Source organism: Nonomuraea sp. NPDC005501 (assembly GCF_040605905.1).
In the GTDB taxonomy this organism is placed as follows: Bacteria; Actinomycetota; Actinomycetes; order Streptosporangiales; family Streptosporangiaceae; genus Nonomuraea.
This window is the reverse complement of sequence record NZ_JBEXDT010000001.1, coordinates 288,023-309,047: the sequence shown is the minus strand read 5'-3', so window position 1 is coordinate 309,047 and position 21,025 is coordinate 288,023. Positions and strand designations below refer to the sequence as shown.

At 70.6% G+C, this 21,025-nt stretch carries 26 protein-coding genes and 1 tRNA gene; 10 read left to right on the top strand and 17 right to left on the bottom strand.

Going from position 1 to position 21,025, the window contains the following annotated elements; translation table 11 throughout:
* The first annotated feature begins 54 nt into the window (after positions 1–54).
* The gene (locus ABZS51_RS01550; protein WP_355434708.1) at positions 55–2,502 is read left to right on the top strand and encodes an AAA family ATPase; all 2,448 of its coding nucleotides are present in this window, start codon (positions 55–57) and stop codon (positions 2,500–2,502) included.
* 25 nt (positions 2,503–2,527) lie between these two features.
* Here ABZS51_RS01550 and ABZS51_RS01545 read toward each other — a convergent pair.
* Both ABZS51_RS01545 and ABZS51_RS01540 read right to left on the bottom strand, forming a co-directional pair.
* Positions 2,528–2,614, bottom strand: a tRNA-Ser gene (locus tag ABZS51_RS01545).
* A 57-nt stretch (positions 2,615–2,671) separates the two neighbouring features.
* Positions 2,672–3,517 (bottom strand): NUDIX domain-containing protein, encoded by an 846-nt coding sequence (locus tag ABZS51_RS01540; protein ID WP_355434705.1) that lies wholly within the window; start codon positions 3,515–3,517, stop codon positions 2,672–2,674.
* A gap of 240 nt (positions 3,518–3,757) precedes the next feature.
* On the opposite strand from ABZS51_RS01540, the gene ABZS51_RS01535 reads away from it, so the two are divergent.
* Genes ABZS51_RS01535 through ABZS51_RS01525 form a run of 3 tightly spaced genes read left to right on the top strand, consistent with a single transcriptional unit; the run spans position 3,758 to position 6,915 of the window.
* The gene (locus ABZS51_RS01535; RefSeq protein ID WP_355434703.1) at positions 3,758–5,227 is read left to right on the top strand and encodes a glycoside hydrolase 43 family protein; all 1,470 of its coding nucleotides are present in this window, start codon (positions 3,758–3,760) and stop codon (positions 5,225–5,227) included.
* Positions 5,228–5,287: 60 nt separating this feature from the next.
* Positions 5,288–5,806, top strand: coding sequence for a SigE family RNA polymerase sigma factor (locus ABZS51_RS01530; RefSeq protein WP_310707593.1), 519 nt, complete (start codon positions 5,288–5,290; stop codon positions 5,804–5,806).
* Positions 5,803–6,915 (top strand): hypothetical protein, encoded by a 1,113-nt coding sequence (locus ABZS51_RS01525; protein WP_355434700.1) that lies wholly within the window; start codon positions 5,803–5,805, stop codon positions 6,913–6,915. Before ABZS51_RS01530 ends, ABZS51_RS01525 begins: the two co-directional genes overlap by 4 nt.
* A 34-nt stretch (positions 6,916–6,949) precedes the next feature.
* On the opposite strand, the gene ABZS51_RS01520 is transcribed toward ABZS51_RS01525, so the two are convergent.
* Positions 6,950–7,840 carry an NAD-dependent epimerase/dehydratase family protein gene (locus ABZS51_RS01520; protein WP_355434698.1) on the bottom strand — a complete coding sequence of 297 codons (891 nt, stop codon included), beginning with the start codon at positions 7,838–7,840 and terminating at the stop codon, positions 6,950–6,952.
* Between the two features lie 71 nt (positions 7,841–7,911).
* Here ABZS51_RS01520 and ABZS51_RS01515 point away from each other — a divergent pair, with 71 nt between their 5' ends.
* Positions 7,912–8,886: a helix-turn-helix domain-containing protein gene (locus ABZS51_RS01515; RefSeq protein WP_355434696.1), complete on the top strand. Its 975-nt coding sequence runs from the start codon at positions 7,912–7,914 to the stop codon at positions 8,884–8,886.
* On the opposite strand, the gene ABZS51_RS01510 is transcribed toward ABZS51_RS01515, so the two are convergent.
* On the bottom strand, positions 8,822–9,634 hold the full coding sequence (locus ABZS51_RS01510; protein WP_355434694.1) for a helix-turn-helix transcriptional regulator: 813 nt from the start codon (positions 9,632–9,634) through the stop codon (positions 8,822–8,824). The two genes, ABZS51_RS01515 and ABZS51_RS01510, sit on opposite strands and share 65 nt — an antisense overlap.
* Positions 9,635–9,822: 188 nt before the next feature.
* Between ABZS51_RS01510 and ABZS51_RS01505 the strand changes: the two genes are divergently transcribed.
* Positions 9,823–10,518, top strand: coding sequence for an alpha/beta hydrolase family protein (locus ABZS51_RS01505; protein WP_355434691.1), 696 nt, complete (start codon positions 9,823–9,825; stop codon positions 10,516–10,518).
* Between the two features lie 46 nt (positions 10,519–10,564).
* Here ABZS51_RS01505 and ABZS51_RS01500 read toward each other — a convergent pair whose 3' ends face one another.
* From ABZS51_RS01500 to ABZS51_RS01465, 8 genes are all read right to left on the bottom strand, one after another.
* Complete coding sequence (locus ABZS51_RS01500) at positions 10,565–11,836, bottom strand: site-specific integrase (RefSeq protein WP_355434689.1); 1,272 nt, start codon at positions 11,834–11,836, stop codon at positions 10,565–10,567.
* Positions 11,833–12,018, bottom strand: coding sequence for a helix-turn-helix domain-containing protein (locus tag ABZS51_RS01495; protein ID WP_355434686.1), 186 nt, complete (start codon positions 12,016–12,018; stop codon positions 11,833–11,835). The genes ABZS51_RS01500 and ABZS51_RS01495 overlap by 4 nt, the downstream gene beginning before the upstream one ends.
* Positions 12,015–13,367 carry a replication initiator gene (locus ABZS51_RS01490; protein WP_355434871.1) on the bottom strand — a complete coding sequence of 451 codons (1,353 nt, stop codon included), beginning with the start codon at positions 13,365–13,367 and terminating at the stop codon, positions 12,015–12,017. The genes ABZS51_RS01495 and ABZS51_RS01490 overlap by 4 nt, the downstream gene beginning before the upstream one ends.
* A 267-nt stretch (positions 13,368–13,634) precedes the next feature.
* Complete coding sequence (locus tag ABZS51_RS01485; protein WP_355434683.1) at positions 13,635–13,796, bottom strand: hypothetical protein; 162 nt, start codon at positions 13,794–13,796, stop codon at positions 13,635–13,637.
* A gap of 19 nt (positions 13,797–13,815) precedes the next feature.
* On the bottom strand, positions 13,816–14,151 hold the full coding sequence (locus ABZS51_RS01480; RefSeq protein ID WP_355434680.1) for a hypothetical protein: 336 nt from the start codon (positions 14,149–14,151) through the stop codon (positions 13,816–13,818).
* A 19-nt stretch (positions 14,152–14,170) separates the two neighbouring features.
* Positions 14,171–14,815 carry a DUF2637 domain-containing protein gene (locus ABZS51_RS01475; protein ID WP_355434677.1) on the bottom strand — a complete coding sequence of 215 codons (645 nt, stop codon included), beginning with the start codon at positions 14,813–14,815 and terminating at the stop codon, positions 14,171–14,173.
* A 19-nt stretch (positions 14,816–14,834) separates the two neighbouring features.
* Complete coding sequence (locus tag ABZS51_RS01470; protein ID WP_355434674.1) at positions 14,835–16,169, bottom strand: FtsK/SpoIIIE domain-containing protein; 1,335 nt, start codon at positions 16,167–16,169, stop codon at positions 14,835–14,837.
* A complete protein-coding gene (locus ABZS51_RS01465; protein ID WP_185083445.1) occupies positions 16,162–16,491 on the bottom strand; it encodes a hypothetical protein in 330 nt (109 codons plus the stop codon). Before ABZS51_RS01465 ends, ABZS51_RS01470 begins: the two co-directional genes overlap by 8 nt.
* 99 nt (positions 16,492–16,590) lie before the next feature.
* On the opposite strand from ABZS51_RS01465, the gene ABZS51_RS01460 reads away from it, so the two are divergent.
* Entirely contained in the window at positions 16,591–16,959 is a 369-nt protein-coding gene (locus ABZS51_RS01460; RefSeq protein WP_355434672.1) for a GntR family transcriptional regulator, read from the top strand.
* Here the strand turns inward: ABZS51_RS01460 and ABZS51_RS01455 are convergent.
* Positions 16,919–17,110, bottom strand: a complete 192-nt coding sequence (locus tag ABZS51_RS01455) for a hypothetical protein (protein WP_355434669.1) — start codon at positions 17,108–17,110, stop codon at positions 16,919–16,921. The two genes, ABZS51_RS01460 and ABZS51_RS01455, sit on opposite strands and share 41 nt — an antisense overlap.
* Positions 17,107–17,319 carry a hypothetical protein gene (locus tag ABZS51_RS01450; RefSeq protein ID WP_355434666.1) on the bottom strand — a complete coding sequence of 71 codons (213 nt, stop codon included), beginning with the start codon at positions 17,317–17,319 and terminating at the stop codon, positions 17,107–17,109. The genes ABZS51_RS01455 and ABZS51_RS01450 overlap by 4 nt, the downstream gene beginning before the upstream one ends.
* 154 nt (positions 17,320–17,473) lie before the next feature.
* Between ABZS51_RS01450 and ABZS51_RS01445 the strand changes: the two genes are divergently transcribed.
* Positions 17,474–18,214, top strand: a complete 741-nt coding sequence (locus ABZS51_RS01445) for an XRE family transcriptional regulator (RefSeq protein WP_355434663.1) — start codon at positions 17,474–17,476, stop codon at positions 18,212–18,214.
* A gap of 2 nt (positions 18,215–18,216) precedes the next feature.
* Positions 18,217–18,693 carry an NUDIX domain-containing protein gene (locus ABZS51_RS01440; protein ID WP_355434660.1) on the top strand — a complete coding sequence of 159 codons (477 nt, stop codon included), beginning with the start codon at positions 18,217–18,219 and terminating at the stop codon, positions 18,691–18,693.
* On the opposite strand, the gene ABZS51_RS01435 is transcribed toward ABZS51_RS01440, so the two are convergent.
* The 3 genes from ABZS51_RS01435 to ABZS51_RS01425 form a co-directional block, all read right to left on the bottom strand.
* Positions 18,661–19,227, bottom strand: a complete 567-nt coding sequence (locus tag ABZS51_RS01435; RefSeq protein WP_355434657.1) for an HD domain-containing protein — start codon at positions 19,225–19,227, stop codon at positions 18,661–18,663. The genes ABZS51_RS01440 and ABZS51_RS01435 overlap by 33 nt on opposite strands.
* A 67-nt stretch (positions 19,228–19,294) precedes the next feature.
* Complete coding sequence (locus ABZS51_RS01430; RefSeq protein ID WP_355434654.1) at positions 19,295–19,795, bottom strand: GntR family transcriptional regulator; 501 nt, start codon at positions 19,793–19,795, stop codon at positions 19,295–19,297.
* Positions 19,779–20,132: a hypothetical protein gene (locus tag ABZS51_RS01425; RefSeq protein WP_253769799.1), complete on the bottom strand. Its 354-nt coding sequence runs from the start codon at positions 20,130–20,132 to the stop codon at positions 19,779–19,781. Before ABZS51_RS01425 ends, ABZS51_RS01430 begins: the two co-directional genes overlap by 17 nt.
* Before the next feature lie 149 nt (positions 20,133–20,281).
* Here ABZS51_RS01425 and ABZS51_RS01420 point away from each other — a divergent pair, with 149 nt between their 5' ends.
* Positions 20,282–20,935: an XRE family transcriptional regulator gene (locus ABZS51_RS01420; protein ID WP_355434651.1), complete on the top strand. Its 654-nt coding sequence runs from the start codon at positions 20,282–20,284 to the stop codon at positions 20,933–20,935.
* Positions 20,936–21,025: the final 90 nt, after the last annotated feature.

The following is a 21,025-nucleotide window of genomic DNA, read 5'->3' as shown; positions in this document are numbered from 1 at the left end:
CGTTAATCTTCAGAAGATTTGCTGCCCCTTTACACCCACCCGAGGGGGACCACGGTGGCGAGACACGACCGCGAGGAATCGCTCGAGGAGCAGCTTGCCTGGCTCGACGCGATCAAGGAGTCGGAGGAGGCGTCCGTACCGGCCGGCTCCACCGGCTCCGCCGACGAGCCGTCCGCTTCGCCGTACCCTCAGGACCCCTGGCGGTCGGTGACGCCGCCGGACGTACCGCCGCAGCCGCTGTTCCGGGCCGCCGCCGGGTCGATGTACAGCTCGAACCCGGACGCGGTGGACTCCGGCGCCGGGGAGGATGAGGCGGGGCGGGAGGATGACGCCTCGACCCAGTGGCTCCAGCCGCCGTCGCCCTTCGACCAGCCGTCCTCCTTCGAGCAGCCGTCCTCCTTCGACCAGCCGCCCACGCCCGAGCAGCCGCCCGCGCCCGCTCAGCCGTCCGCGTACGACCAGCCGGGGCGGACAGGCGCGTTCGGTGAGCCGTCGGCGTTCGAGACGCCCGCGGCGCCGTTCGACGCGAGGCGGGGGGACGAACGGGACGAACGGGACGACCCGGCGGCGGCCGGGGCCGGACGGCCGGACGAGGCGTTCCTGGAGCCGCTCAAGCCGCTGCCCCGGGCCGACGACGGCGAGACGTACCCCTCGCTGCCCCAGCTGCGGCCGGTGCGGGACGGCGACGACCCGACTGCCACGGCGGGACGCGCGGCCGACGAGCGCACGGCCTGGTCGGAGCCGCTGGAGTGGCCGCTCCCGCCTGAGCGCTTCAACGCCTTCGACTCACAGCCCTCGGAGGTACGGGAGGACCTGGGCTCCCCGGACACGACCTCGCCGGACGTACGGCCGCCCGTCGTGTGGCCGTCCGATGCGCAGCAGTCCGAGACCCGGCAGTCCGAGACCCGGCAGCCCGATGCGAGGCAGCCCGAGACGCGGCAGTCCGAGGAGGCGCGGGCCGCGGAGACCGCGCCCGGTGAGGACGAGACCCGGCCCGAGGACACCCGCACCGGCGACGCCCGCTCCGACCACGCGAGCTCCGGCGCAGCGACGGACCGGCCCGAGGACGCCGAGCCGCCCTTCGGGGACGCCGAGCCGCTCTTCGGGGAGGCCGTGGCGCACGACGACCAGCGGTCCGCCGCGCCCGCCGAGGGCAGGCCACTCACCCACCCGCCCGCGTTCGGCGCCCAGGAAGCCCTCCAGGCCACGCCAGACCCCCGCCCGCACGACACGGGCCGGCACGACACGGGCCCACACGACGTGGGCAGGCATGACGCGGGCCGGCATGACGCGGGCCGGCGCACGTACGACACGGTCCCGCACCCCCTGGCCGGCGGTGCCCACGGCAGGGGGCTGGACCGTCCGGAGCCGCCCGAGTTCCCCGAGCCGCCCGCACGGCAGCGCGCCTCTCAGGCCCAGCCGCCCGTGGCCCCCGCAGCCCCGCCGACCCCGGCGCCGGAGCCCGCGCCGCCGGTGCGCAGGCCGAGCCGCCCCGCGCCCGTCCCCGTCTTCACCGCCTCCCCGCGCCCGCCCGTCACCGGCAAGCCGACCGCCGAGAGCCTCGACCCCGAGACGCTGCTCCGCGGCCGCCGCAACGCCCCCTCCAAGGGCTGGCGGCGCCTGGTGTACAAGGCGTCGGGCGGCTGGATCAAGCCGGGTGAGCCGCCGGAGGTGCGCCGCCGTCGCGAGCTGCTGGCCAGGGCCCGCACCCCGGTCGCCACGGGCCACCACCGCGTGGCCGTGCTCAGCCTGAAGGGCGGCGTCGGCAAGACCACGACCACGGTCGGCCTCGGCGCGACGCTCGCCCAGACGCGCGGCGACCGCGTCATCGCCGTGGACGCCAACCCCGACCGCGGCACGCTGTCCGACAAGCTGGTGCTGGAGACGTCGGCGACGGTCCGCGACCTGCTCAACGAGCGTGACCAGGTCAAGAGGTACGTGGACATCAGGGCCTTCACCTCGCAGGCGCCGTCGCGGCTGGAGGTGCTGGCCTCCGACCGGGACCCGTCGGTGTCGGAGGCGTTCAGCGGCGCGGACTACCAGTCCGTCTCGCAGGTGCTGGAGAACTTCTACTCCATCTGCATCACCGACTGCGGTACCGGCCTGCTGCACTCCGCCATGGGCGGCGTGCTCGGCCTGGCCGACCAGATCGTGCTGGTCAGCTCGCCGTCGGTGGACGGCGCGCGGGCCGCTTCGGCCACGCTCGACTGGCTGGAGGCGCACCACTACGGCGACCTGGTACGGGACGCGACCGTGGTGCTGTGCAGCGTCCGGCCGCGGACGAAGTCGGCCGTCGACCTCAACAAGCTGGAGGCCCACTTCGCCGCCCGCTGCCGCGCCGTGATCCGGGTGCCGTACGACCCGCATCTGGAGGAGGGCGCGGAGATCGACCTGGACCGGTTGCAGGAGGGCACGCGCGACGCTTTCCTGCAGCTCGCGGCGTACGTGGGCGACGGCTTCGCGGGGATGCGGGAGCCGGCGGCGGCCCCGGGGCGGGACTAGGCCGCCGGGGGGAGCCGGAGCCGAGCGGAGGGTGTGGGATTCGAACCCACGAGGCCATCGCTGACCTGGCCGCTTTCAAGGCGGCTGCACTCGTCCACTATGCGAACCCTCCAGTGCGCACACCACCTTAGCGGCTGCCGTGGCGCCGGGGTACCGGACCGGCGGGGTCCTAGCCGGTGAGCTGCGACAGCAGCCACCTGGGGCCCTGGGTGGTGGCGCCGAGCTCGGTGACGCGCTCCTTCAGGCCCCGGTCGGCGGTCACGACGAGCACCCGCTCCCACGGCCGTGCCCGCCGTACGACCTCCACGACGGCGTCGTCGCCGCTGCCGGTGGCGGCCACCACCTGGATGCCCGCCACGTCCGGAACCTCGCGGGCGGCCCCCTCCACGACGGCCACGATCCGGGGGTACCACCGCTCCAGCACGGGGTGGGCCGGCGCCAGCCGTGACACCTCGCCGAGCAGCCGGGTGGCGGCGCCGAGCCGGTCGTTCCACCAGCCGTGCTCGGCCTGGGCGCCCACGATGTTCGCCACGTCGAGGACGAGCGTCTCGGGCCGCAGCTCCTGCCGCACCTCCTGCCAGGTCTCCGCGAACCCGGGGTGCAGCCGCAGCTCGGTGATCTCCGGCAGGCGCACCCAGCGCAGCTCGTCGCTCTCCCCGTTGGTGGGGACGGCGGGCAGCAGCTCGGCCGACTCGGCGATCACCGTCTCGAACGCCCATCCGCCGTGGTCATCCATGTACACGCCCTTGATCCGCAGCGCGTCGGCCGGGAGCGCGGCCTCCTCGCGGGCCTCGCGCAGCGCGCCGGCGACGGCGTCCTCGTGGCTGTCGAGCGCGCCTCCCGGCAGGCCCCATGTGCCGCCGTGGTGGCTCCACCACGAGCGCTTCTGCATGAGCACGTACGGCACGCCGGCCTGGTCATGGTGGACGGCGAGCAGCCCGGAGGCGCCGTGCAGTCCCCAGTGCCGGTGACCTCGTCCGCACTCCGCCCAACCGTCGCCGTCGCCAGCCGCCATGCTCTCGTGTCTCCCTGTCCGAGTCTCCCCTGTCCGGGTCTCCGTGTCCGGGCCCCAAGGACTCCAGCCTAGGGCCGCTCCCCCCGGGAGGGGCTTTGGAAACGGTTGCGAGGGTCAGGCCGTCTGCTCGGGCGAAGACTGGCGGGTCGGGCGCCGGTGACGGCGTGCTTTCGGCCGTCCTGACCCGGACATTGGAGGATGGTTTCTGCAACCGGTTGCAGATAGAGTCCCTGAGACAACATGTTGATCGACCAGGAGAGATCCACCGTGCCCCTGGACCCCGCCGACACCTACCGCAACCCCGTGCTCAACGCCGACTGGTCGGACCCCGACGTGATCCGCGTGGGCGACGACTTCTACCTGACCGCCTCCACCTTCACCAAGGTCCCGGGCCTGCCGATCCTGCACTCGCGCGACCTGGTCAACTGGACGATCATCGGGCACGCCGTGACCGCCGGCCACGACGAGGTGCGTCCCGGCTGCGGCGTGTGGGCGCCCTCGCTGCGCCACCACGACGGCCGCTTCTGGATCTTCTACGGGGACCCCGACGTGGGGATCCACCAGGTCAACGCCGAGGACCCGCGGGGTCCGTGGAGCGAGCCGCACCTGGTCAAGCCGGGTCTCGGCCTCATCGACCCGTGTCCGCTGTGGGACGAGGACGGCCAGGCGTACCTGGTGCACGCCTGGGCGAAGAGCCGGGCGGGGATCAGCAACCGGCTCACGCTGCACCGCATGGCGCCCGACGCGAGCCGGGTGCTCGACGAGGGCGCGATCGTCATCGACGCCGACCTGCTGCCCGGCTACCGCACGCTGGAGGGCCCGAAGCTGTACCGGCACGACGGCCACTACTGGGTCTTCGCCCCGGCCGGCGGCGTGGCGACGGGCTGGCAGTCGGTGTTCCGGTCCCGGTCGATCTTCGGACCGTACGAGGACCGGATCGTGCTGGAGCAGGGCGGCACCGACGTCAACGGCCCGCACCAGGGCGGCTGGGTGGACACCCCGTCCGGTGAGCACTGGTTCATGCACTTCCAGGACCGCGGCCCGTACGGCCGGGTCGTGCACCTGCAGCCCATGGAGTGGCGGGACGGCTGGCCGGTCATGGGCGCGGACGGCGTCCCGGTGCCGGGCGGGCCCGTGCCCGTGCCGGGCGGGGAGCCGGCCGCGCCGGCCACGTCCGACGACTTCGCCGGGCCCGGCCTCGGCCCGCAGTGGAGCTGGCAGGCCAACCCCGACCCGTCCTGGTGGGAGCTGCGCGACGGGACACTCCGGCTCACCTGCGTGCCGGGCCCCGCGGACCTGTGGGAACGCCCGGCAGTCCTCACCCAGCGGCTCCCCGGCGAGCCCTGCACGGTCGTCACCCAGGTCACCCTGCACGGCGAGGGCCGGGCGGGCCTGGCCGTGGTCGGCCGCACCTCCGCGTACGTGGCGGTCGAGTCGACGCAGGACGGGCCCGCCGTGGTGTGCGCGGGCTCCGCGCCGGTGCCCGTGCCCGAGGGCGTGGCCGTCACCCTGGGCGCGCGTGTCGGGCAGGGCGCGGTGGTCACGTTCCTGGCCGACACCGGGGACGGCCTGCGCGAGATCGGCGAGCCGTTCCACGCCACGCAGGGCCGGTGGGTGGGTGCGGTGCTCGGGCTGTTCGCCGCCTCCCACGGGGACGCCCCGGCGGGACACGCCGCCTTCGACGCCTTCACCGTCGATCTCGAAAGGTAAGAAGTCCTGCAACCTTTCGCCCCGCCGATCGCGTTGGCAACGGGCGAGAGGAGTCCCACCTTGGATCGTCACGACGGCTTCCGCGAGTTCGTGCTCGCCCGCCAGCAGGCGCTCATGCGCACCGCGTACCTGCTGACGGGCGACGCCCACCTCGCCGAGGACCTGCTGCAGAGTGTCCTGACCAACGTCGTGGGCCAGTGGCACAAGCTGTCACGGGGCGGCAACCCCGAGGCGTACACCCGCAAGGCGCTGGTCAACCAGTACATCTCCTGGCAGCGTCGGCGGCGTCTCGAACTGCCCAGCGGCGACCCGCCCGAGCGCGGCGTCTCCTACGACGACGCCGCGCTCGACCGCATGGTCCTGCGCCAGGCCCTGGCGAGGCTGACGCCCAAGCAGCGCGCGGTGATCGTGCTGCGCTTCCGCGAGGACCTCACCGAGGCGCAGACGGCCGAGGTGCTCGGCTGTGCCGTCGGCACCGTCAAGAGCCAGACCCACCACGCGCTGGCCCGCCTGCGCGAACACGCGCCCGAGCTGGCGCACCTGCTGTCCGACTCCGAGATCGCGGAGGTGGCCCCATGACGCGGCTGCGCGAGGCACTGAACGGCATCGCCGACGACGCCCCTCTGGTGGACCTGGCCGACCTGGCCATCGCGGGTCACCGTCGCAGGCGTCGCACCGGCACGGCGCTGGCCGCGCTCGCCACGGCCGTGGTCCTGGGCGTGACGACGGCCGTGGTGACGCTGCCGGGTCAGGGCGCGAACCCACCGGCCACGCCCCAGCGCCTGGACACGGTCCACGACCTGCCCGAGGGCCGAGTGGGACCGCTCAGCCACGCGTACCTGACCTCCTGCGAAGTGGACGCGGAGCGGCATCTGGACTGCAGCGCCGTCGAGTGGCGGGTGGTCACCGCCGCCGGCACCACGTACCGCGTGCCGCAGGCGCTGGCCCAGACCACGAGAATGGACACCACGCCGGTCGCGATCAGCAGGGACGGGCGCCTGCTCGCGTACTACAGCCGCCAGGCGCAGGCGCACGTGGTGCGCGACCTGGTCACCGGCGCGAAGACGATCTCCACCGCCACCGTGAAGGAGGACCGGATCGGCGTCGGCTCCATGCTCGTGGTCTCCGACGACGGCCGTTACCTGGCCTTCGACCCGCGCGAGGGCAGCAAGCAGCCCGGCTCGCTGATCGACACGCGCACGGGTAGGACGGTGCCGATCAACGGGAAGTACGAGCCGGTCGCCATCAAGGGCGGCGTCGCCGAGCTGGTCCGGTACATCAAGACGGACCTGTGGCTGATGCCCGTCGCCGGCGGAGGCAGGCCGGTGCGCTTCGACGGCGTGTTCATCATGTTCAGCGAGACCGCCCCTGACGGTCGCACGGTTGTCGCCTTCGGCAGGGACGGCGCCGCCCCCGCGACGGACGACCTCGCCCGGAACAGGCTGACCGTGCTCGACGCCAGGACCGGCCGGATCCTCCGCAAGGTGACCATGCGCGGCATGCCGAAGGGCGGGGGCCAGGCCATGGGCGCGGGTCCCTGGCTGAACGGCCACGAGGTCACGATCGCCTACGGGGCCAAGGGGGACACGAGCACGTACGGGGTGGACGTCACCACGGGGAAGGCCCGGCTCCTGTCCCGCTACCCGGGCCGCCACGAGGGCTTGACCTTGCCCGGTTTCGCCCAGTGATCCCCTGACGGTGGACACCATGGCCGTGACGGAGCTAGAGCACTTCTCGGAGCACGTCGTCGACCGGTGTGGCGCTCACGCCGAGGATCTTCTCGGTCTCGGAGTAGTCGATGACGAACGGGTGGCCGGGCTTGGTGAGCACTTCGTGCAGCTCCGCCCAGAACGGCTCGGTGAACGCGAGCAAGGTCAGGTCGCGTTCGGTCATCTCCTCCATCCGCGGCTCGGGCGCTCCCGAGAGGTCGGCGAGTCGCCCGGCCAGTTCCCGTACCGACAGCGTCGAGGTGGGCACGTGCCAGGCCCGGCCGTACGCCTGCTCGTGGCGGCTCGCGGCGACCAGCGTGCGTGCGGTGTCGCCGATCGCCGAGTAACTGTGCGGCACGTCGAGCTCCTGCGGCACCAGCACGGGCCTGCCCTCCAGCACCTGCCGCTGCACCATGAGGCTGAACACCGAGAAGGCGCCGGCGCCGTAGAACTGGGCGGCCCGCACCTCGGTGACCTTCACTCCCGAGGCTGCGGCCTCCTCCCAGATGCGCGCCCTGACCAGGCTCTTGCGCCCGGTCGCGGTGAGCGGGAAGTCCGGCGTGATCGGCCCGTCCACCGGCCCGTAGGCGTAGAGGTTGCCGAGCATGACGTAGGCGACGCCGGTCCGCTTCACCGCGGTGAGCAGGGATCCGGCCAGGGCGGGGAACTGCTCGGGCCAGGCGTGGTACGGCGGCGCGGCGGTGGAGAACAGCGTGTCCGCCCCCTCGGTCAGCTCGGTGAGCCGATCGGTGTCGGTCGCGTCCGCGGCGACCTTGTCGACGAGCGGGTGGTCGGGCCCGCCACCCGTGCGGCTGATCATCCGCACCCGTTCGCCGTCCTCGGCGAGCAGCAGAGCGGCCCTCGACGCGGCAGCCCCGCGACCCACGATCACATGAGATGTCATGAGGACAACAGTGCCGATCCGCGGCCCCGTGACATAGTGGCTGGAATGCCAACTATCCGGAAGATCTGGCCATGCACCTCGTCGCCGCGGTAATCGTGCCCCCCGTGCTCAGCTTCGACGTCTCGATCCCGCTCATGGTGTTCAACAACGTCCCCCACTATGACGTGCGCGTCTGTACGGCGCGGCCGGGCACGGTGCCGACCGTGGGGGGTCCCGACATCGTGGTGACGGACGGCCTGGACGTGATGGAGGGCGCCGACACGGTGCTCGCCGTCGGCAGCGGCGGCGAGCAGGCTCCCGCGGAGGTCCTCGACGCCCTGCGGAAGGCCGCGGCCGGCGGCGCGCGCATCGCCTCGCTCTGCACGGGCGCGTTCGTCCTGGCCCAGGCCGGCCTGCTGGACGGGTGCCGCGCCACCACCCACTGGGGACTGGCCGACGACCTCGCCGCCCGCTTCCCCTCGGTCGACGTCCAGCCCGACCTGCTCTTCGTCGAGGACGGCGGCATCTTCACCTCGGCGGGCGCCGCGGCCGCCATCGACCTGTGCCTGCATCTGGTCAGGCTCGACTACGGCGCGGCGGTCGCCAACACGGCCGCGCGGCTCGCGGTCGTCCCTCCCGTACGGCCGGGGGGCCAGGCGCAGTTCATCGAGACCCCGCTGCCCGACGACCGCGGCACGTCGCTCGCCCCCACCCGGGCCTGGGCGCTCGAACACCTCGATCGCCCGCTCACCCTCGCGGACCTGGCCCGTCACGCCGGGATGAGCGTACGGACCCTGACCAGGCGCTTCCACGCGGAGACGGGGCTCAGCCCGCTCCAGTGGCTGCTGCACCGGCGCGTCGACCGGGCCAGGGAGCTGCTGGAGACCACCGAGCTGCCCATGGACCAGGTGGCGGAGCAGAGCGGTCTGGGCAGCGCGGACTCCCTTCGCAAGCACCTGGCCGGCCGGGTCGGGCTCACTCCCACGGCCTACCGTGCCAGCTTCACCCGGGTGAGGGGCCAGGCGGTTCGGGGAGCCGCGATGCGCGGGCGGCGGTCCGGCGACTGACCCGGTAGCGGCCCGGGGTCGTTCCGATGATGTTGGTGAATGCCGCGATGAAGCTGCTGGGGTTGGCCCATCCGCAGGCGCCGGCGGTTCGGATGGTGTCGTGGCCGTCGGCGAGGAGCACGAGCGCGTGGTGGATGCGTAGCTGCGTGCGCCACTCGTAGAAGGTCATGCCGAGTTCGTCGCGGAACAGCCGGCTGAGGGTGCGGGTGCCGGCTCCGACCGTCTTCCCGAGTTCGGCCAGCGTGGCGTTGTCTCCCGGCGACTCGTACAGCATCCGGGCGATGGCCCGCAGTCGGTCGTCCCGTGGCTGCGGCAGGTGCAGTGGCTGTTCGTGGGCTTCGCGGAGTTCGTCGACGAGGACTCGAAGGAGGCGAGAGCGCGCGGAGCGGCTGTAGGCAGGCGCGGCGTCGTCGTAGTTGCGGGGGCCGGTCAGGGCGAGCAGGATCTCGCGGGCGAGGTCGGAGGCCAGGAACACTGCGGGATGGTCTGGTATGAGCCGGGCGAGGGCCGGCGCGAGAAAGACGATCCGCATGTCGGTGTCGCCGTGGGCGCGATGGTGGTGCGTGAACCCGGCGGGGGTCCAGGCGACCCGGTTGGCGGGCACGATCGACGTGCCGCGCTCGGTGTGAACCGCCAGGACGCCGCTGGCCGCGTATACCAGGTGTCCCCGTGCGTGCGACTGCACCGTGCTCGTCTCGCCGGACGGCCAGAGGTGGCGCCCGCCGGACGGCCACAGGTGTGACGTCACACCGGCGTCCCGGCGAGGTTGGCGGCGAACGGGCATAAGTTGGCATCCTATCGGTGGCAAGCCACACCTTGCTCCGGTGAAACTGCCTTCATGCGGAGCGTTCCTCGATCGCGCGGAGCGCCCGACCGGATCACATGGCATCGAGGCGGCGTGCCTCGATGCCGCGGCTTGAGAGAAGGCAGAAACGCATGGCGACGTTCGTTCTGGTGCCCGGCGGCTGGCACGGCTCCTGGTCGTTCGAGGCGGTGGTTCCGCTGCTGGAGCGTGCGGGTCATGCCGTTCACGCCCTGACCCTGACCGGTCTGCGGCCGGACGACGACGACGCGACGGTCGCGACCGCCAACCTCGACACGCACGCCGACGACGTGTTGCGGCTCCTCGATCGCGCCCACGTCACCAGCGCGACGCTGGTCGGCCACAGCTACGGCGGGATGGTGATCGCCGCCGCCGCCGATCGCGCCGAGGGCCGGGTCTCACGACTGGTGCATCTCGACGCCTACGTACCGCGCGACGGCGAGTCGTGCTGGTCGTCGACGACCGAGCGCTACCGGGAAGTGTTCGCTGCCGGGGCCGCGACCACCGGCTACGCCGTCCGACCGCCGGACGGCGGCGATCCCCGCCGCCGTCCCCATCCCCTCGCCTCGTTCCTGCAGGGGATCCGGCTCGCAGGCGGGCACGCCCAGGTCCCCCGCCGGGAGTTCGTCTACTGCTCGGGATGGGAGGACAGGACGCCGTTCGCCGAACTCCGCACCCGGCTCCGAGCCGATCCGGGTTGGCAGGTCCACGACCTCCCGACCGGCCACGACGCCATGCATGAGGCCCCGGAAGCGGTCGCCGCACTGCTGCTCGGCGAAGGCGACGGTCTCAGCGGCCGTTCCGGCTGAAGTGCTGGTAGTTGTTCTCTGAGCTTCTGACCTGCGGTTACGTGGGTCAGGCTTCTTGAGAGGGCACATCGAGGGCACACGGCTCGGGTGAGTGTGTCCCGAAGACCTGGTCGACGGCCTTGCGGGTGCGGTCCTCGCTGGACGGCATGAGGTGCGTGTACGTGCGGAGGGTGAAGCCCGGGTCGTGGTGCCCGAGGTACTCGCTGAGGGCCTTGATGCTCTCGCCCCCGTCGAGCAGTACGGAGGCGTAGAAGTGGCGAAGAGCGTGCATGCCGTGCTCGCGGTGCGACTCGGGCATCTGGCCTTGGGGAGGGGCGGGCACGATGCCCGCGCGGACGAGGGCCAACCGCCACTGTCCTTGGTTGAAGTACGTGCAGTGGATCGCGTTGCCGTTCGGCGTGGAGAAGAGCAGTCGGTGCGTCACCGGCTTGCCGGCGAGCGCCAGCCAGGGCAGCGTGACGTCCACGGCGGGGAAGACGGCGAGGTGGGCGGAGAGCCGGAGCGCCACCGAGTCCGGAAGCGGAACGTCGCGCGTCTTCCCGCCTTTCGGTGGAGCGAAGACCTGCCTGCTACGAATGATCTTCACCTGGCGGCGCACGTGGACGACCCGCCGAAGGAAGTCGACGTCATCAACGGTCAGGCCGAAGATTTCGCCTTGCCTCAGACCGAGGCCGGCCCCGATGTCGACCATCGCGGCGTATCTCTGCCCGAGAGCGGCCCGCATGCCTTCCACCATCTCGTACGTCCACGGCTTCACCTTGTCGCGTGAGACCTTCGGCGCTCGCACGACCGATGCCTTGCATGGGTTCCGCGCGACGAGGCCGTCGTCCACGGCCGCGGAGAAGACAGCGGACACGTGCGCCAGCAGGACCCTGATGTAGGAAGGGGCCAGTTCGCCCTGTAGCCCGCGTAGCCAGGCTTGGACCATCGATGGCCGGTTGGCCAGCACGCGCATCTCCCGGTCGCCCAGGACGGGATAGATGTGGTTGCGGAGCCTCATCGCGACCTGGTCGTGGACGGCCTCGTCGAACGGTGCCGATCTCAGCCATTCGTCCGCGCGCTGGCGGAAGAGGACCTTGCCGGCGCTGGGATCCACGTAGGTGCCGACGGCCAGTTCGTTCTTGACCTTGGCGTCGAACGCGTCGGCTGCGGCGCGCTTGTCGAAGTTCTTCTTCCGCTGTTCACCGTGGTCGTCGCGCCAACGGACCTGCCAGCGTTCGCCCTTGCCGTGGTCGGAAGAGGGCACGCGGTTGTGTTCGGCGCACTTGGCGTCCCCTGGGCGTGGTCTGGACTTGTGCCACCTGTCGTAGACCGTCATGACTGCTCACGCACCCAGGCGTAGACGTCCTCGGGGAGGTAGCGCACGTGGCGCCCGATCTTGCAACCCCTTGGGCCCTTGCCGAGGTAGCGCCACTGGTAGAGCGTGGTCGTCGGAATGCCGAGGAAGTCGGCGAGCCGCTGCACCGTCCACATCCGCTCCTCGCTCGCGGGTACGGTCATGACGCCTCCTCTCGGTGTCCGTGGGCGTATGCGGGCATGGAGGCGGTGATGGCTGCGGCGAGAAGCAGGTCCCCGGCGGAATGGCCTTTGCCTGCGTAGGCCCATTCGCTGACGGTGAGAACGGTGTCCTCGTCGAAGAGCGGCAGGCGGCCTGTGGTGATGTCGTCATCGCGGGCGTGCTGCTCGCGCGCGGCGCGAAGGTCGCCGAGAGTGGGGCCGTAGTGGCGGCTTCGGGTGGAGAAGTGGCCGCGGAAGCCGAGCATGTGGGCCCATTGGGCGAGGCGCAGGTCGGCCAGGTCTTCGATGGCGCCGAGGCGGAGGCATTCGGTGATGAGGCGTTTGGCATGGTCGCGGAGGTTGTAGGTGTCGAGGTTGTCGAGGGGGTTGATGCGGCGGTCCAGGGTGCCGACGCATTCGGCGGCTTTGGTGGCGTACTTGGCTATGTAGCCGGCGACGGCCTGGTCGGTGAGGTCGCCGGTCAGAGTGATGGGGCGGATGTCGAGTTGGATGCCCCACTTGAAGAGGCGGGCGGGCTGGTCGTCGTAGGCGGGGACCAGAGCGCTGACGACGCGAGCGGCGTGCTGGACGGCCTGTGTCAGGGCGTCGGCGGTTGCCCAAGCCGGTGGCGGGGCGGTTGGTCCTCCGGGGCCGTCGAGGCGGATGACGGCGTGGAAGTGGACGACGCCGCGCCGTTGGTACTCGGCGACCTTGGCGAACGACGCCGTGAGGTGGTGGCGGAGGTCTTTGAGGGCTATGCCGCCGAGTTTGGCGAGGTGGCGACGTAGGGAGTCGGCGAAGCGCTTCCACAGCAGCGGGGCCAGGGCATTGAACAGGACCGAGCCGGTGTAGTCGTAGCAGTCCGGGCACAGCGGTTCGCCGAGGCGCGGGTCGTCGAGGCTGTGCTTGGTGGTGCAGGACATGGTCCGGCCGTGTGGGCAGATCTCAGCGTCGCGGCGGGGGTGGCAGGGCAGGACCTTGCCGCCCTTCTCACGGCGGGCGTGGACCGTGCCGAAGGAGGGCGCGGTCAGGGTGACGAACAACGTCGGGTGGCTCGTGACCGTGTCCGGAACACCCTTCCCGCCGGTGACGCCGGCTCGGATGAGGTGGTAGGTGTCGGTGCGGTAGACCTCGGCGCAGGCCGGGCACCGGGAGGCGCGGCGGGTCTTGCAGGGCAGGCGCAGGACGCCGTCCGGCTCGGTGCGGGTGGTGTAGCGGTGCAGGAGCCGACCGGTGACGCGGTCGTAGTGGTCGACCTTGCCGCGCAGGTGGATGGGCTGGCGGCATCCGCCGGTGCGGTGGATCTGGGCGGCCCAGCGGTCGTAGTCGGGGCTGTTGAGCCGGGCGATCATGCCCGCTTTGGCGTGCGCGGTGGTGTGGGTTGCAGGCAAGATGGAGACCTCCTTTCACTCGTTCGGGTGAGGGGATGGCCCCCGACCTGGCGTGTGTCTTGGCGGATGTGCGGCCAGGCCGGGGGCGCTGCGCCTATGGGGCGCCGTGGTTGTCGATTCCGGTGCCGTCGCAGTCGAGGCAGCGGTTGCGGTCCTCGTCGAGACCAGTTCCGTTGCAGGTGCAACAGCGGTAGTGCGTGATCACCGGCTCCTGCTCGTTCACGGCCGTCAGGTCCGCTCGCGCGGGTGGGTGGTGACGTAGATGTGCCAGTGGCGGGGCTTGGCGCGGTCGGGGTAGGCGCGGGAGACGCCGGAGACGGTGAAGTTCAGGCGGAGCCGGAACAGGGCGTCGATGAGTTCGGCGCGGGTGCCGTCGAGGCGGATGCGCATCGGTTTCTCCTTTCGTCGGTCAGGTGGCGGGTGTGGGGTCGGGTTGGACGCAGCCGTGGTAGCTGGCGGCTGCCGCTTGGCGGGCGCGGGCTTCGGTGGTGATGGCTATGGCGCGGTATTCGATGGGGCCGAAGCTGATCGCGGTGGTGTAGTGGCCGTGGTCGGTCTCGTCCTTGATGGGGGTGCCGAGGCGGGTGGCGATCTGGTCGATCTCGGCGCGCTGGTCGGCGTCGTTGCCGGTTCGGGTGAAGTGGTAGAGCGGGGCGGTCGCGGAGACGGGGATGTCGGGGTGGGCGTCGAGGAAGTCGGCCAGGTGGCGCAGGCCGGTGATGATGGCGGTTCGGTCGTGGGTCATGGTGGCTCTCCCTTCGGGGTCAGGCGGTGTGCAGGGTGTTGAGCAGGTCGGTGGCGAGTTGGTTGGAGATGCCGAGGCGGGCGCGTAGGGCGTCGCGGGTGATGGGTGTGCCGTGTCGGGTGTGGTGTTCGTCGGCGATGCGGCGGGCGTAGTCGATCAGTGCGGGGGCGGGGCCGTCCTTGCGGATGTCCTGGTCGTCGACGTTTGGGCGGGCTACGACGTCGGACGAGGCTGGAACGAGCGCTGTGGACGACGCGGTATCCGGGGACGGTTCAGGCGGGGCGCCGGCAGCGCGGCGTTCGAGCATTGAGACGGCGATGAGGAAGGCGCCGGCCGGGGTGGCGGCGGTGATCCAGCCCCAGACGGTTGGGTCGGCTTGTTGGAGGTTGGCGGCCAGCGAGAGGGCGATGCCGCCGGTCAGGACGAGGATGGGCCAGGAGATCGGGCCGCGGCGCTGACGATCGGTCTTCTTGTCGCGTTGGCGTTCGCGGGCGGCCATGACGCAGGTGAGGTCGATGCAGACGGCGACGGCCCAGGACATCCAGCCGGTCTGGCCGTGTTCGGTGGCGGTGTCGCGGATGTGGGTGAACGATCCGGCGCCGGCGATGGCGGCCAGGACGAGCACGGGGCCGGTGTCGAGGAGCCAGCAGGTGATGCGTCGCATCGTTCCTCCCTTCATGGGTTCAGGCGTCGAGCAGTTCGGACGGGTCGTGCTGAGTCAGGTGGGCGATGATCTCCGGCCAGGGCGGGGTGAGATGGGCGTGGGTGTGAGCGGCGTGTTCGGCGGTCTGCTCGCTGACGTAGAAGGAGCGGGCCCGATACCACTGGCCGTCCTGTGAGGCGACGATGGCGACGCCGGGTGTCTCAGCTGGGATGGCGCGAGCCGAGGCGAGCGCGGCCGGGTCGAGGTCGCCCAGCGTCATGGTCGCGGTCTCCGGATCGTTCACGCGGTGACAGATCCGGCCGGAGCACTGGGCGCGCAGGGCGGTGACGCCGGGGCCGAGGTCGGAGCCGATCCTTTGGCCGCAGCAGAACAGGTAGATGCCGAACGCTCGGCCGAGCTGGGCCACGCGCAGCAGCGCGGTGGAGGTCTTTGCGATCTCATCCTTTTCGCTCTTGTCGGCCATCAGGTACAGCTCGGCGAGCTCGTCGACCAGGACCACGATGGGCACCGGACGTAGGGCGGGTGGGAGCTGCCAGATGTTGCGGGCGGAGGCTTGGCGGCAGACGCCCATCCGATCGAGCATCAGCGCGACGAGGTCGTCCAGGAGTCGGCCGGCTTCGCTGCGGCAGGTGGCCAGGGCCGACAGGCGCGGCGCGTACGGGGTGAACTCCACCCCGCCTTTGAGATCGACGCCGACCAAGGCAACAGGTTGTGGAGCGAGGCCGACGATGAGGGCGTTGGCGAGGTTGGACTTGCCGGACTGTGTCGCTCCGGCGTTCAGCCAGTGGGGCACTGTGCGGAAGTCGATCGTCCACGGCTTGCCGGTCTCCAGCCTGCCTACAGTGACCTTAAGTAGGTCGGCCGAGGGCGGGAGTTGGTCGACGGTGACCAGCGGATCCCGCATGGTCGCCGCGAGGATGACTCGTCCGGGTCCGGGCGAGGAGACGCGGATCGCATGGACGCCCCAGGAATGGGCAAGCCGTTCGGCGGCGTCGGCGTAGTCGCCGGGGATCTGCCCTTCGAGCGTGTGGACGGTGACGCGCCAACCATGTCGGGTGGGCAGCGGCAGCCACATAAACGGCTTGGTGTCGACGGCAACCCGCTGGAAGCGCCGCTTGACCTTGACGATCCCGGTCGAGGCGACCAGCCCCGGCATGGTGGTGAACCACCATCGCTGCCGCTTCTTCGTCAGCCCACAGCCCAGCGCCACCCGCCGCCACGACGCACGCACCAAGACGGCGGCGATCGGGAAGCCGGCGATCAGCCAGAACGACGGGTAATGGAAGCGGCGCCAGGCCCACAGTCCCACCCCGATCAGGGGCAGGACTGCGAGCCAGAGCGGCAGGTCAGACACCGGCGGCCTCCCGGGCCGGGAGCAGCGCCGAGGCGCGGTAGGAGATGCCCCACCGGCCGGACATCTCCCAGACGTAGCCGACCAGGCCGACGGCGTTGACCGGGTCGCCGGCGGTGATGGGCGGCTCGCCGGTGATGCCGATCTTGACGAGTTCGATCCGGCCGAACTCGTCCTCGACCGAGACGGTGACCTCGTAGACGGTGTTGCCGTTCTTGTCGGTCTTGATCTCGCCGGTGTCCCGGTTGAGCACGCGCGGCCGGGGTGCCTTGACGCAGGTGATGGTGAGCTTGCCGGTGTCGACCGGGATCGGGATGGTGCGCATGGCGTGTGACCTCCTCATACGTCGTAGCCAACATAGTTAACCTAGTTGGCTCAGTTGTCAATGTTGGCGTGGCTGTCTTGGTGTGGTGAGATTGACGCGATGGTCAAGCACACCGGGCGGCCCGGCTACCTCCAGATCGCCGACGATCTCCGCGCCCAGATCCGCGGCGGCGCCCTCGCGCCCGGCAGCCCGCTCCCGTCCACCGCCCAACTCGCCGAGGAGTACGACGCCTCCCTGTCGGTGGTGAAGATGGCCGTCGGCATCCTGCGCAACGAGGGCGTGGTCATCGGCCAGCAGGGAAAGGGCGTCTTCGTCCGCGACCAGACCGAAGCCCCGCCCGCCGGCGACCTGGCCGGCGAGGTCGCCGAACTGCGCACCGCCGTACTAGACCTGTCGGCGCGCCTGGCGAAGGTCGAGGAGCAGTTGGCTACGTCCACTGCACGCCGTCCCTCACGTGGCAGCCGGTGACCCGGCGAGCCAGCGACGCCGACACGCCGGACACCTCACGCCGCAGCGTCATGGCCTTGTCCTGACGTCGGATCCCGACCAGGACCGTCACGTAACCCACCAGCAGCAGTGCGCCGAGCAGTCCGGCGCCGATCAGCGGGAGCCAGCTCACGTCCAGCTCACCCCCGCCGCGGTGACGGTGCGGGGACCGCGTGGGGGACGCCGGGACTCGGCCCGCCGCCGCTCACGCCGGTTCCTGGCCCGCTGCTTGCGCGTGTACCGCTCTCGCGCCAGGCACTTGGAGCACCGCACCTGGCCGTCGGCCAGCGCGTTGCCGCACTCGCACGCGGGGGTCTCGTCCAGGAAGCTGATCATGTTCATTGAGGCATCTCCTCCTTCGGTTGGGGGCCGTTGTGGCGTTGTGCAACCGAGGATGCGACGCAGAGTCAGGACGAGATCACTACACGACGGGACATGTTCAAGACGTCCGGCCTACGATGTGCAGGTCCCCGGACGTCCTCACTGGGCAGGTGCGATGGCGAACGAACGGCTACGCGCGGCGCTTCTCCAGAAAGGCGTGACCATCGCCGACCTGGCCGACGCGATCGAAGTCGACCCCAAGACCGTCGAACGCTGGATCACCAAAGGACGCGAACCCTACCGAAAGCACCGCTTCGCCACGGCTTCCTACCTCGGCGTCGACGAGACGTACCTCTGGCCCGAAGCCCTCACCCGCGACCAGGTCGCCGCGGCCTCACAGAGCGAAGTCCTCACGATCTACCCGCACCGCTGGGCGGTCCCGCGGGACATCTGGGGACGCCTCTTCTCAGGCGCGTCCGAGGAGATCGACGTCCTCGTCTACAGCGGCCTGTTCCTCGCCGACGACGCCGGCCTGATGCGCATGTTCGGCGACAAGGCCCGCTCCGGGGTACGCGTCCGCGTCCTGCTCGGCGACCCCGACAGCCACGAAGTCGCCCAGCGCGGCGCCGACGAAGGCATCGGCGACAGCATGGCCGCCCAGATCCGCAGCGCCCTCGTCTTCTACCGCCCCATCCTCGGCCTCGACAACTTCGAGCTCAGGCTGCACGACACGATCCTGTACAACTCGATCTACCGCGCCGACGACGAATACCTGATCAACACCCACGTGTTCGGCACCCGAGCCGGCAACGCCCCCGTCTTGCACCTACGCCGCGTGGCCGGAGGCGACATGGTCGCTACCTACGCCGAGAGCTACGAGAAGGTCTGGGCCAAGGCCACCCCGGTAGAGTCCTGACCATGGGCCAGCGCATCGATTTCCACCACGACCCCGACGCGCCCAAGCCCAACAGCCTGGTCCCGTCCGTCAACGTCATCGTCACCAACGACGCCGGCGACCTGCTGATGATCCACCGCACCGACAACGACAACTGGGCCCCGCCCGGCGGCGCCATCGACCTCGGCGAATCCCTGCCCCAAGCCGCGGTCCGGGAGACGCTGGAGGAAACCGGCATCACGTGCGAGATCACCGGCCTGGTCGGCACCTACACCGACCCCGGCCATGTGATCCTCTACACCTCCAACGGTGAGGTACGTCAAGAGTTCTCCATAGTCCTCACCGGACGGCCCATCTCCGGGAGCCCGACGCCGAGCGCGGAGTCGCGCGAGGTGCAATGGGTGCCCCGCGACGAGGTCCTGTCACTGCCTATGGCGGCCTCGATGCGAATGCGGATAGAGCACTTCCTATCCGGCGTCGGCCTGCCGCACATCGGCTAGCGCCGCCTCCACTGCCCGCACCGACGACACGATGCATGGCGTCGCCGCCATGATCGACCGGCTCACCACATGGTCACTCCCATAACGAGAGTGGATCTCCGCCAGCCGGTCCCGTACATCCAGGTGCCGGCCATCCGGATCGGTCGTCATGTCGCAGTACGTCAGCGCCCGCGCCAGATCCGGCCGCTCCGCGGCGAACTCCGCCGCCAGGACGTCGAGCAGGTCTCGTTCCCGAGCCTCGTTGTCCGCACACGAGTGGTACGCCACGAGCCGACACAAGAGACCCTCGGCGCCGACCACATTTCGCAGATACCGGGCGCCGTCGAGCTGATGCATGCCAGTGTCGACCAGGTCAGGGGCGTACCCGATGTCATGCAACAGCGCGGCGGCGATCAACGTGTCCGTGTCCGCGCCGAGGATCCCGGCCAGGCTCTCGGCCCGTTCGGCGACCCCCTGTGTATGCGCCCACCGCCGGGGCAACGCGGTCGCCAATAGGTCCTTGGCCAGCCCGTATGCCCACTCAACCTGTCCCACGAGCCACACCATAGACATCACGGACCGAGCCGCATCTAGAGGGCAAGGCCAGACGTCCCAGGACGTCTCACTCTCCCGCCTGCCGTTCACCCTTCACCCGGACAAACCGGCCGCGACCATGCTCGGCCACGACCAGGCCCTCTTGCTCCAGCACCGCCAACGCCTGTCTCACCGTGTTACGCGAGGCACCGAAGCGCCGCCGAAGGTCAGCCTCACTCGGTATGGCAGCACCCGGGCCAAGCTCCCCACGCGCGATCCGCTCGCGCAACTCGGCGGCGATCACCAGATACCGGTACGGCGGTGCCGCCGGCCTCTCCCCGCACACCACCCGCCCCTTGGACGGAACGGTGACCAACAGTCCTTCGTCCTCCAGCATCGCCAGCCCCCGCCGGACCGTGTTACGCGCCACCCCAAAGAGGCGACCCAACGCCGTCTCCGACGGCAGCACACTGCCCGGCGGGAACTCACCCGAGACGATCCGCTCCCGAAGCCGGTCGGCGACCTGGGGGTAGACGCGCCCGCCAGTCAGCCACCGACCTCTGGCCACCGGATTAACCGCGGTAGGCATCGATCATCTTGTTCAGGTCGATGCTGAGTTCGCGCTGTTCGCCGTCGTTCCACCCGTCGCGGGCAGCCTGCTCGACCCGGTCCACCGCGGCGGGCATCTGGAGGAACGAGACCCGCTCGTCGCCCTGGTCGCCCCAGTAGAACCAGCAGAACGGCAGCTGCACGAACACCCGCCGCATCCTGCATCGGCTGTCGGTGACGTCCAGGGCCGGCCGCCCGTCCTGTGCCACGACCAGCACCGCCGTGATTTCCCGCCGCGCCAACTCCTTGCCCAGCGCGGTCAACAACCGCTCCGCATAGGCCCGCTGCTGCTCCTTGACGGTCTTGCTCGTCTGCATACTCGTCCCTCCTGACGCTCCCGATTGGGTGTACGCGTCGAGGTTCGTCCAGAGGTCAGGGGCGGGAACACCACAACTTAGGGACGTCTAGGGACGTCTGATGTATCGTCGCAGCACGAGACCGTTTCGCGAGACAAGCAGGCGGGCCCATGAACAACAACCTGCGCTACGCACTGGCAGCAGCTCGACTCACCCCGACCGACGTCGCCGCCGAATTAGCTGTCGACCCGAAGACGGTCGCACGCTGGCTCGCAGGCCGCACCCCCTACCCACGCCACCGCTGGGCCATCGCCGACCTCCTCCACACCGACGAGGCCGATCTATGGCCAGAAGCCGCCCAGCGACACCGAGCGTTTGCCGACGGCGTCGAAGCGGTCTACCCACACCGCTGGAGCGTCCCCCAGAGGGTCTGGCGCAGCCTGTTCCAAGGAGCAACGGCTGAGATCGGCATCCTCGCCTACAGCGCCCTGTTCATCGCCGAAGACCCCGGCCTCCTCGGCATCCTCACCGATCGCGCCAGCGCCGGCACCAAGGTCCGCATCCTCCTCGGCGACCCCGCCAGCACTGAGGTAGCGACCCGAGGAAGCGATGAAGGCATCGGCCCCGACGTCATGTCCGCACGCATTCGCAACGCCCTCGCCTTCTACCACCCTCTGACAGCCGGCGAAGGTATCGAGCTCCGGCTACACCGCACGGTGCTCTACAGCTCGATCTACCGAGCCGACGACGACCTCCTCGTCAACACACACGCCTATGCGACCCCAAGCAGCCGACGCCCCCGTCATGCACCTACGCCACAATGAAGATCATGGCGCAGCAGCCACGTACCTCACCTGCTTCGAACGTGTGTGGACTGCCGCTGAGCCCTATCGCCACGACTGCTGAGCCGGATC

Bases quoted from the DNA above. Each gene is read 5' to 3' on its own strand.
- ABZS51_RS01490 (WP_355434871.1), bottom strand. From the start codon at position 13,367: ATGATCGCCCGGCTCAACAGCCCCGACTACGACCGCTGGGCCGCCCAG.
- ABZS51_RS01460 (WP_355434672.1), top strand. From the start codon at position 16,591: ATGGTCAAGCACACCGGGCGGCCCGGCTACCTCCAGATCGCCGACGAT.
- ABZS51_RS01480 (WP_355434680.1), bottom strand. From the start codon at position 14,151: ATGACCCACGACCGAACCGCCATCATCACCGGCCTGCGCCACCTGGCC.
- ABZS51_RS01505 (WP_355434691.1), top strand. From the start codon at position 9,823: ATGGCGACGTTCGTTCTGGTGCCCGGCGGCTGGCACGGCTCCTGGTCG.
- ABZS51_RS01440 (WP_355434660.1), top strand. From the start codon at position 18,217: ATGGGCCAGCGCATCGATTTCCACCACGACCCCGACGCGCCCAAGCCC.
- ABZS51_RS01535 (WP_355434703.1), top strand. From the start codon at position 3,758: ATGTTGATCGACCAGGAGAGATCCACCGTGCCCCTGGACCCCGCCGAC.
- ABZS51_RS01450 (WP_355434666.1), bottom strand. From the start codon at position 17,319: ATGAACATGATCAGCTTCCTGGACGAGACCCCCGCGTGCGAGTGCGGC.
- ABZS51_RS01500 (WP_355434689.1), bottom strand. From the start codon at position 11,836: ATGACGGTCTACGACAGGTGGCACAAGTCCAGACCACGCCCAGGGGAC.
- ABZS51_RS01515 (WP_355434696.1), top strand. From the start codon at position 7,912: ATGCACCTCGTCGCCGCGGTAATCGTGCCCCCCGTGCTCAGCTTCGAC.
- ABZS51_RS01445 (WP_355434663.1), top strand. From the start codon at position 17,474: ATGGCGAACGAACGGCTACGCGCGGCGCTTCTCCAGAAAGGCGTGACC.
- ABZS51_RS01495 (WP_355434686.1), bottom strand. From the start codon at position 12,018: ATGACCGTACCCGCGAGCGAGGAGCGGATGTGGACGGTGCAGCGGCTC.
- ABZS51_RS01525 (WP_355434700.1), top strand. From the start codon at position 5,803: ATGACGCGGCTGCGCGAGGCACTGAACGGCATCGCCGACGACGCCCCT.
- ABZS51_RS01420 (WP_355434651.1), top strand. From the start codon at position 20,282: ATGAACAACAACCTGCGCTACGCACTGGCAGCAGCTCGACTCACCCCG.
- ABZS51_RS01475 (WP_355434677.1), bottom strand. From the start codon at position 14,815: ATGCGACGCATCACCTGCTGGCTCCTCGACACCGGCCCCGTGCTCGTC.
- ABZS51_RS01485 (WP_355434683.1), bottom strand. From the start codon at position 13,796: ATGCGCATCCGCCTCGACGGCACCCGCGCCGAACTCATCGACGCCCTG.
- ABZS51_RS01425 (WP_253769799.1), bottom strand. From the start codon at position 20,132: ATGCAGACGAGCAAGACCGTCAAGGAGCAGCAGCGGGCCTATGCGGAG.
- ABZS51_RS01430 (WP_355434654.1), bottom strand. From the start codon at position 19,795: ATGCCTACCGCGGTTAATCCGGTGGCCAGAGGTCGGTGGCTGACTGGC.
- ABZS51_RS01540 (WP_355434705.1), bottom strand. From the start codon at position 3,517: ATGGCGGCTGGCGACGGCGACGGTTGGGCGGAGTGCGGACGAGGTCAC.
- ABZS51_RS01465 (WP_185083445.1), bottom strand. From the start codon at position 16,491: ATGCGCACCATCCCGATCCCGGTCGACACCGGCAAGCTCACCATCACC.
- ABZS51_RS01520 (WP_355434698.1), bottom strand. From the start codon at position 7,840: ATGACATCTCATGTGATCGTGGGTCGCGGGGCTGCCGCGTCGAGGGCC.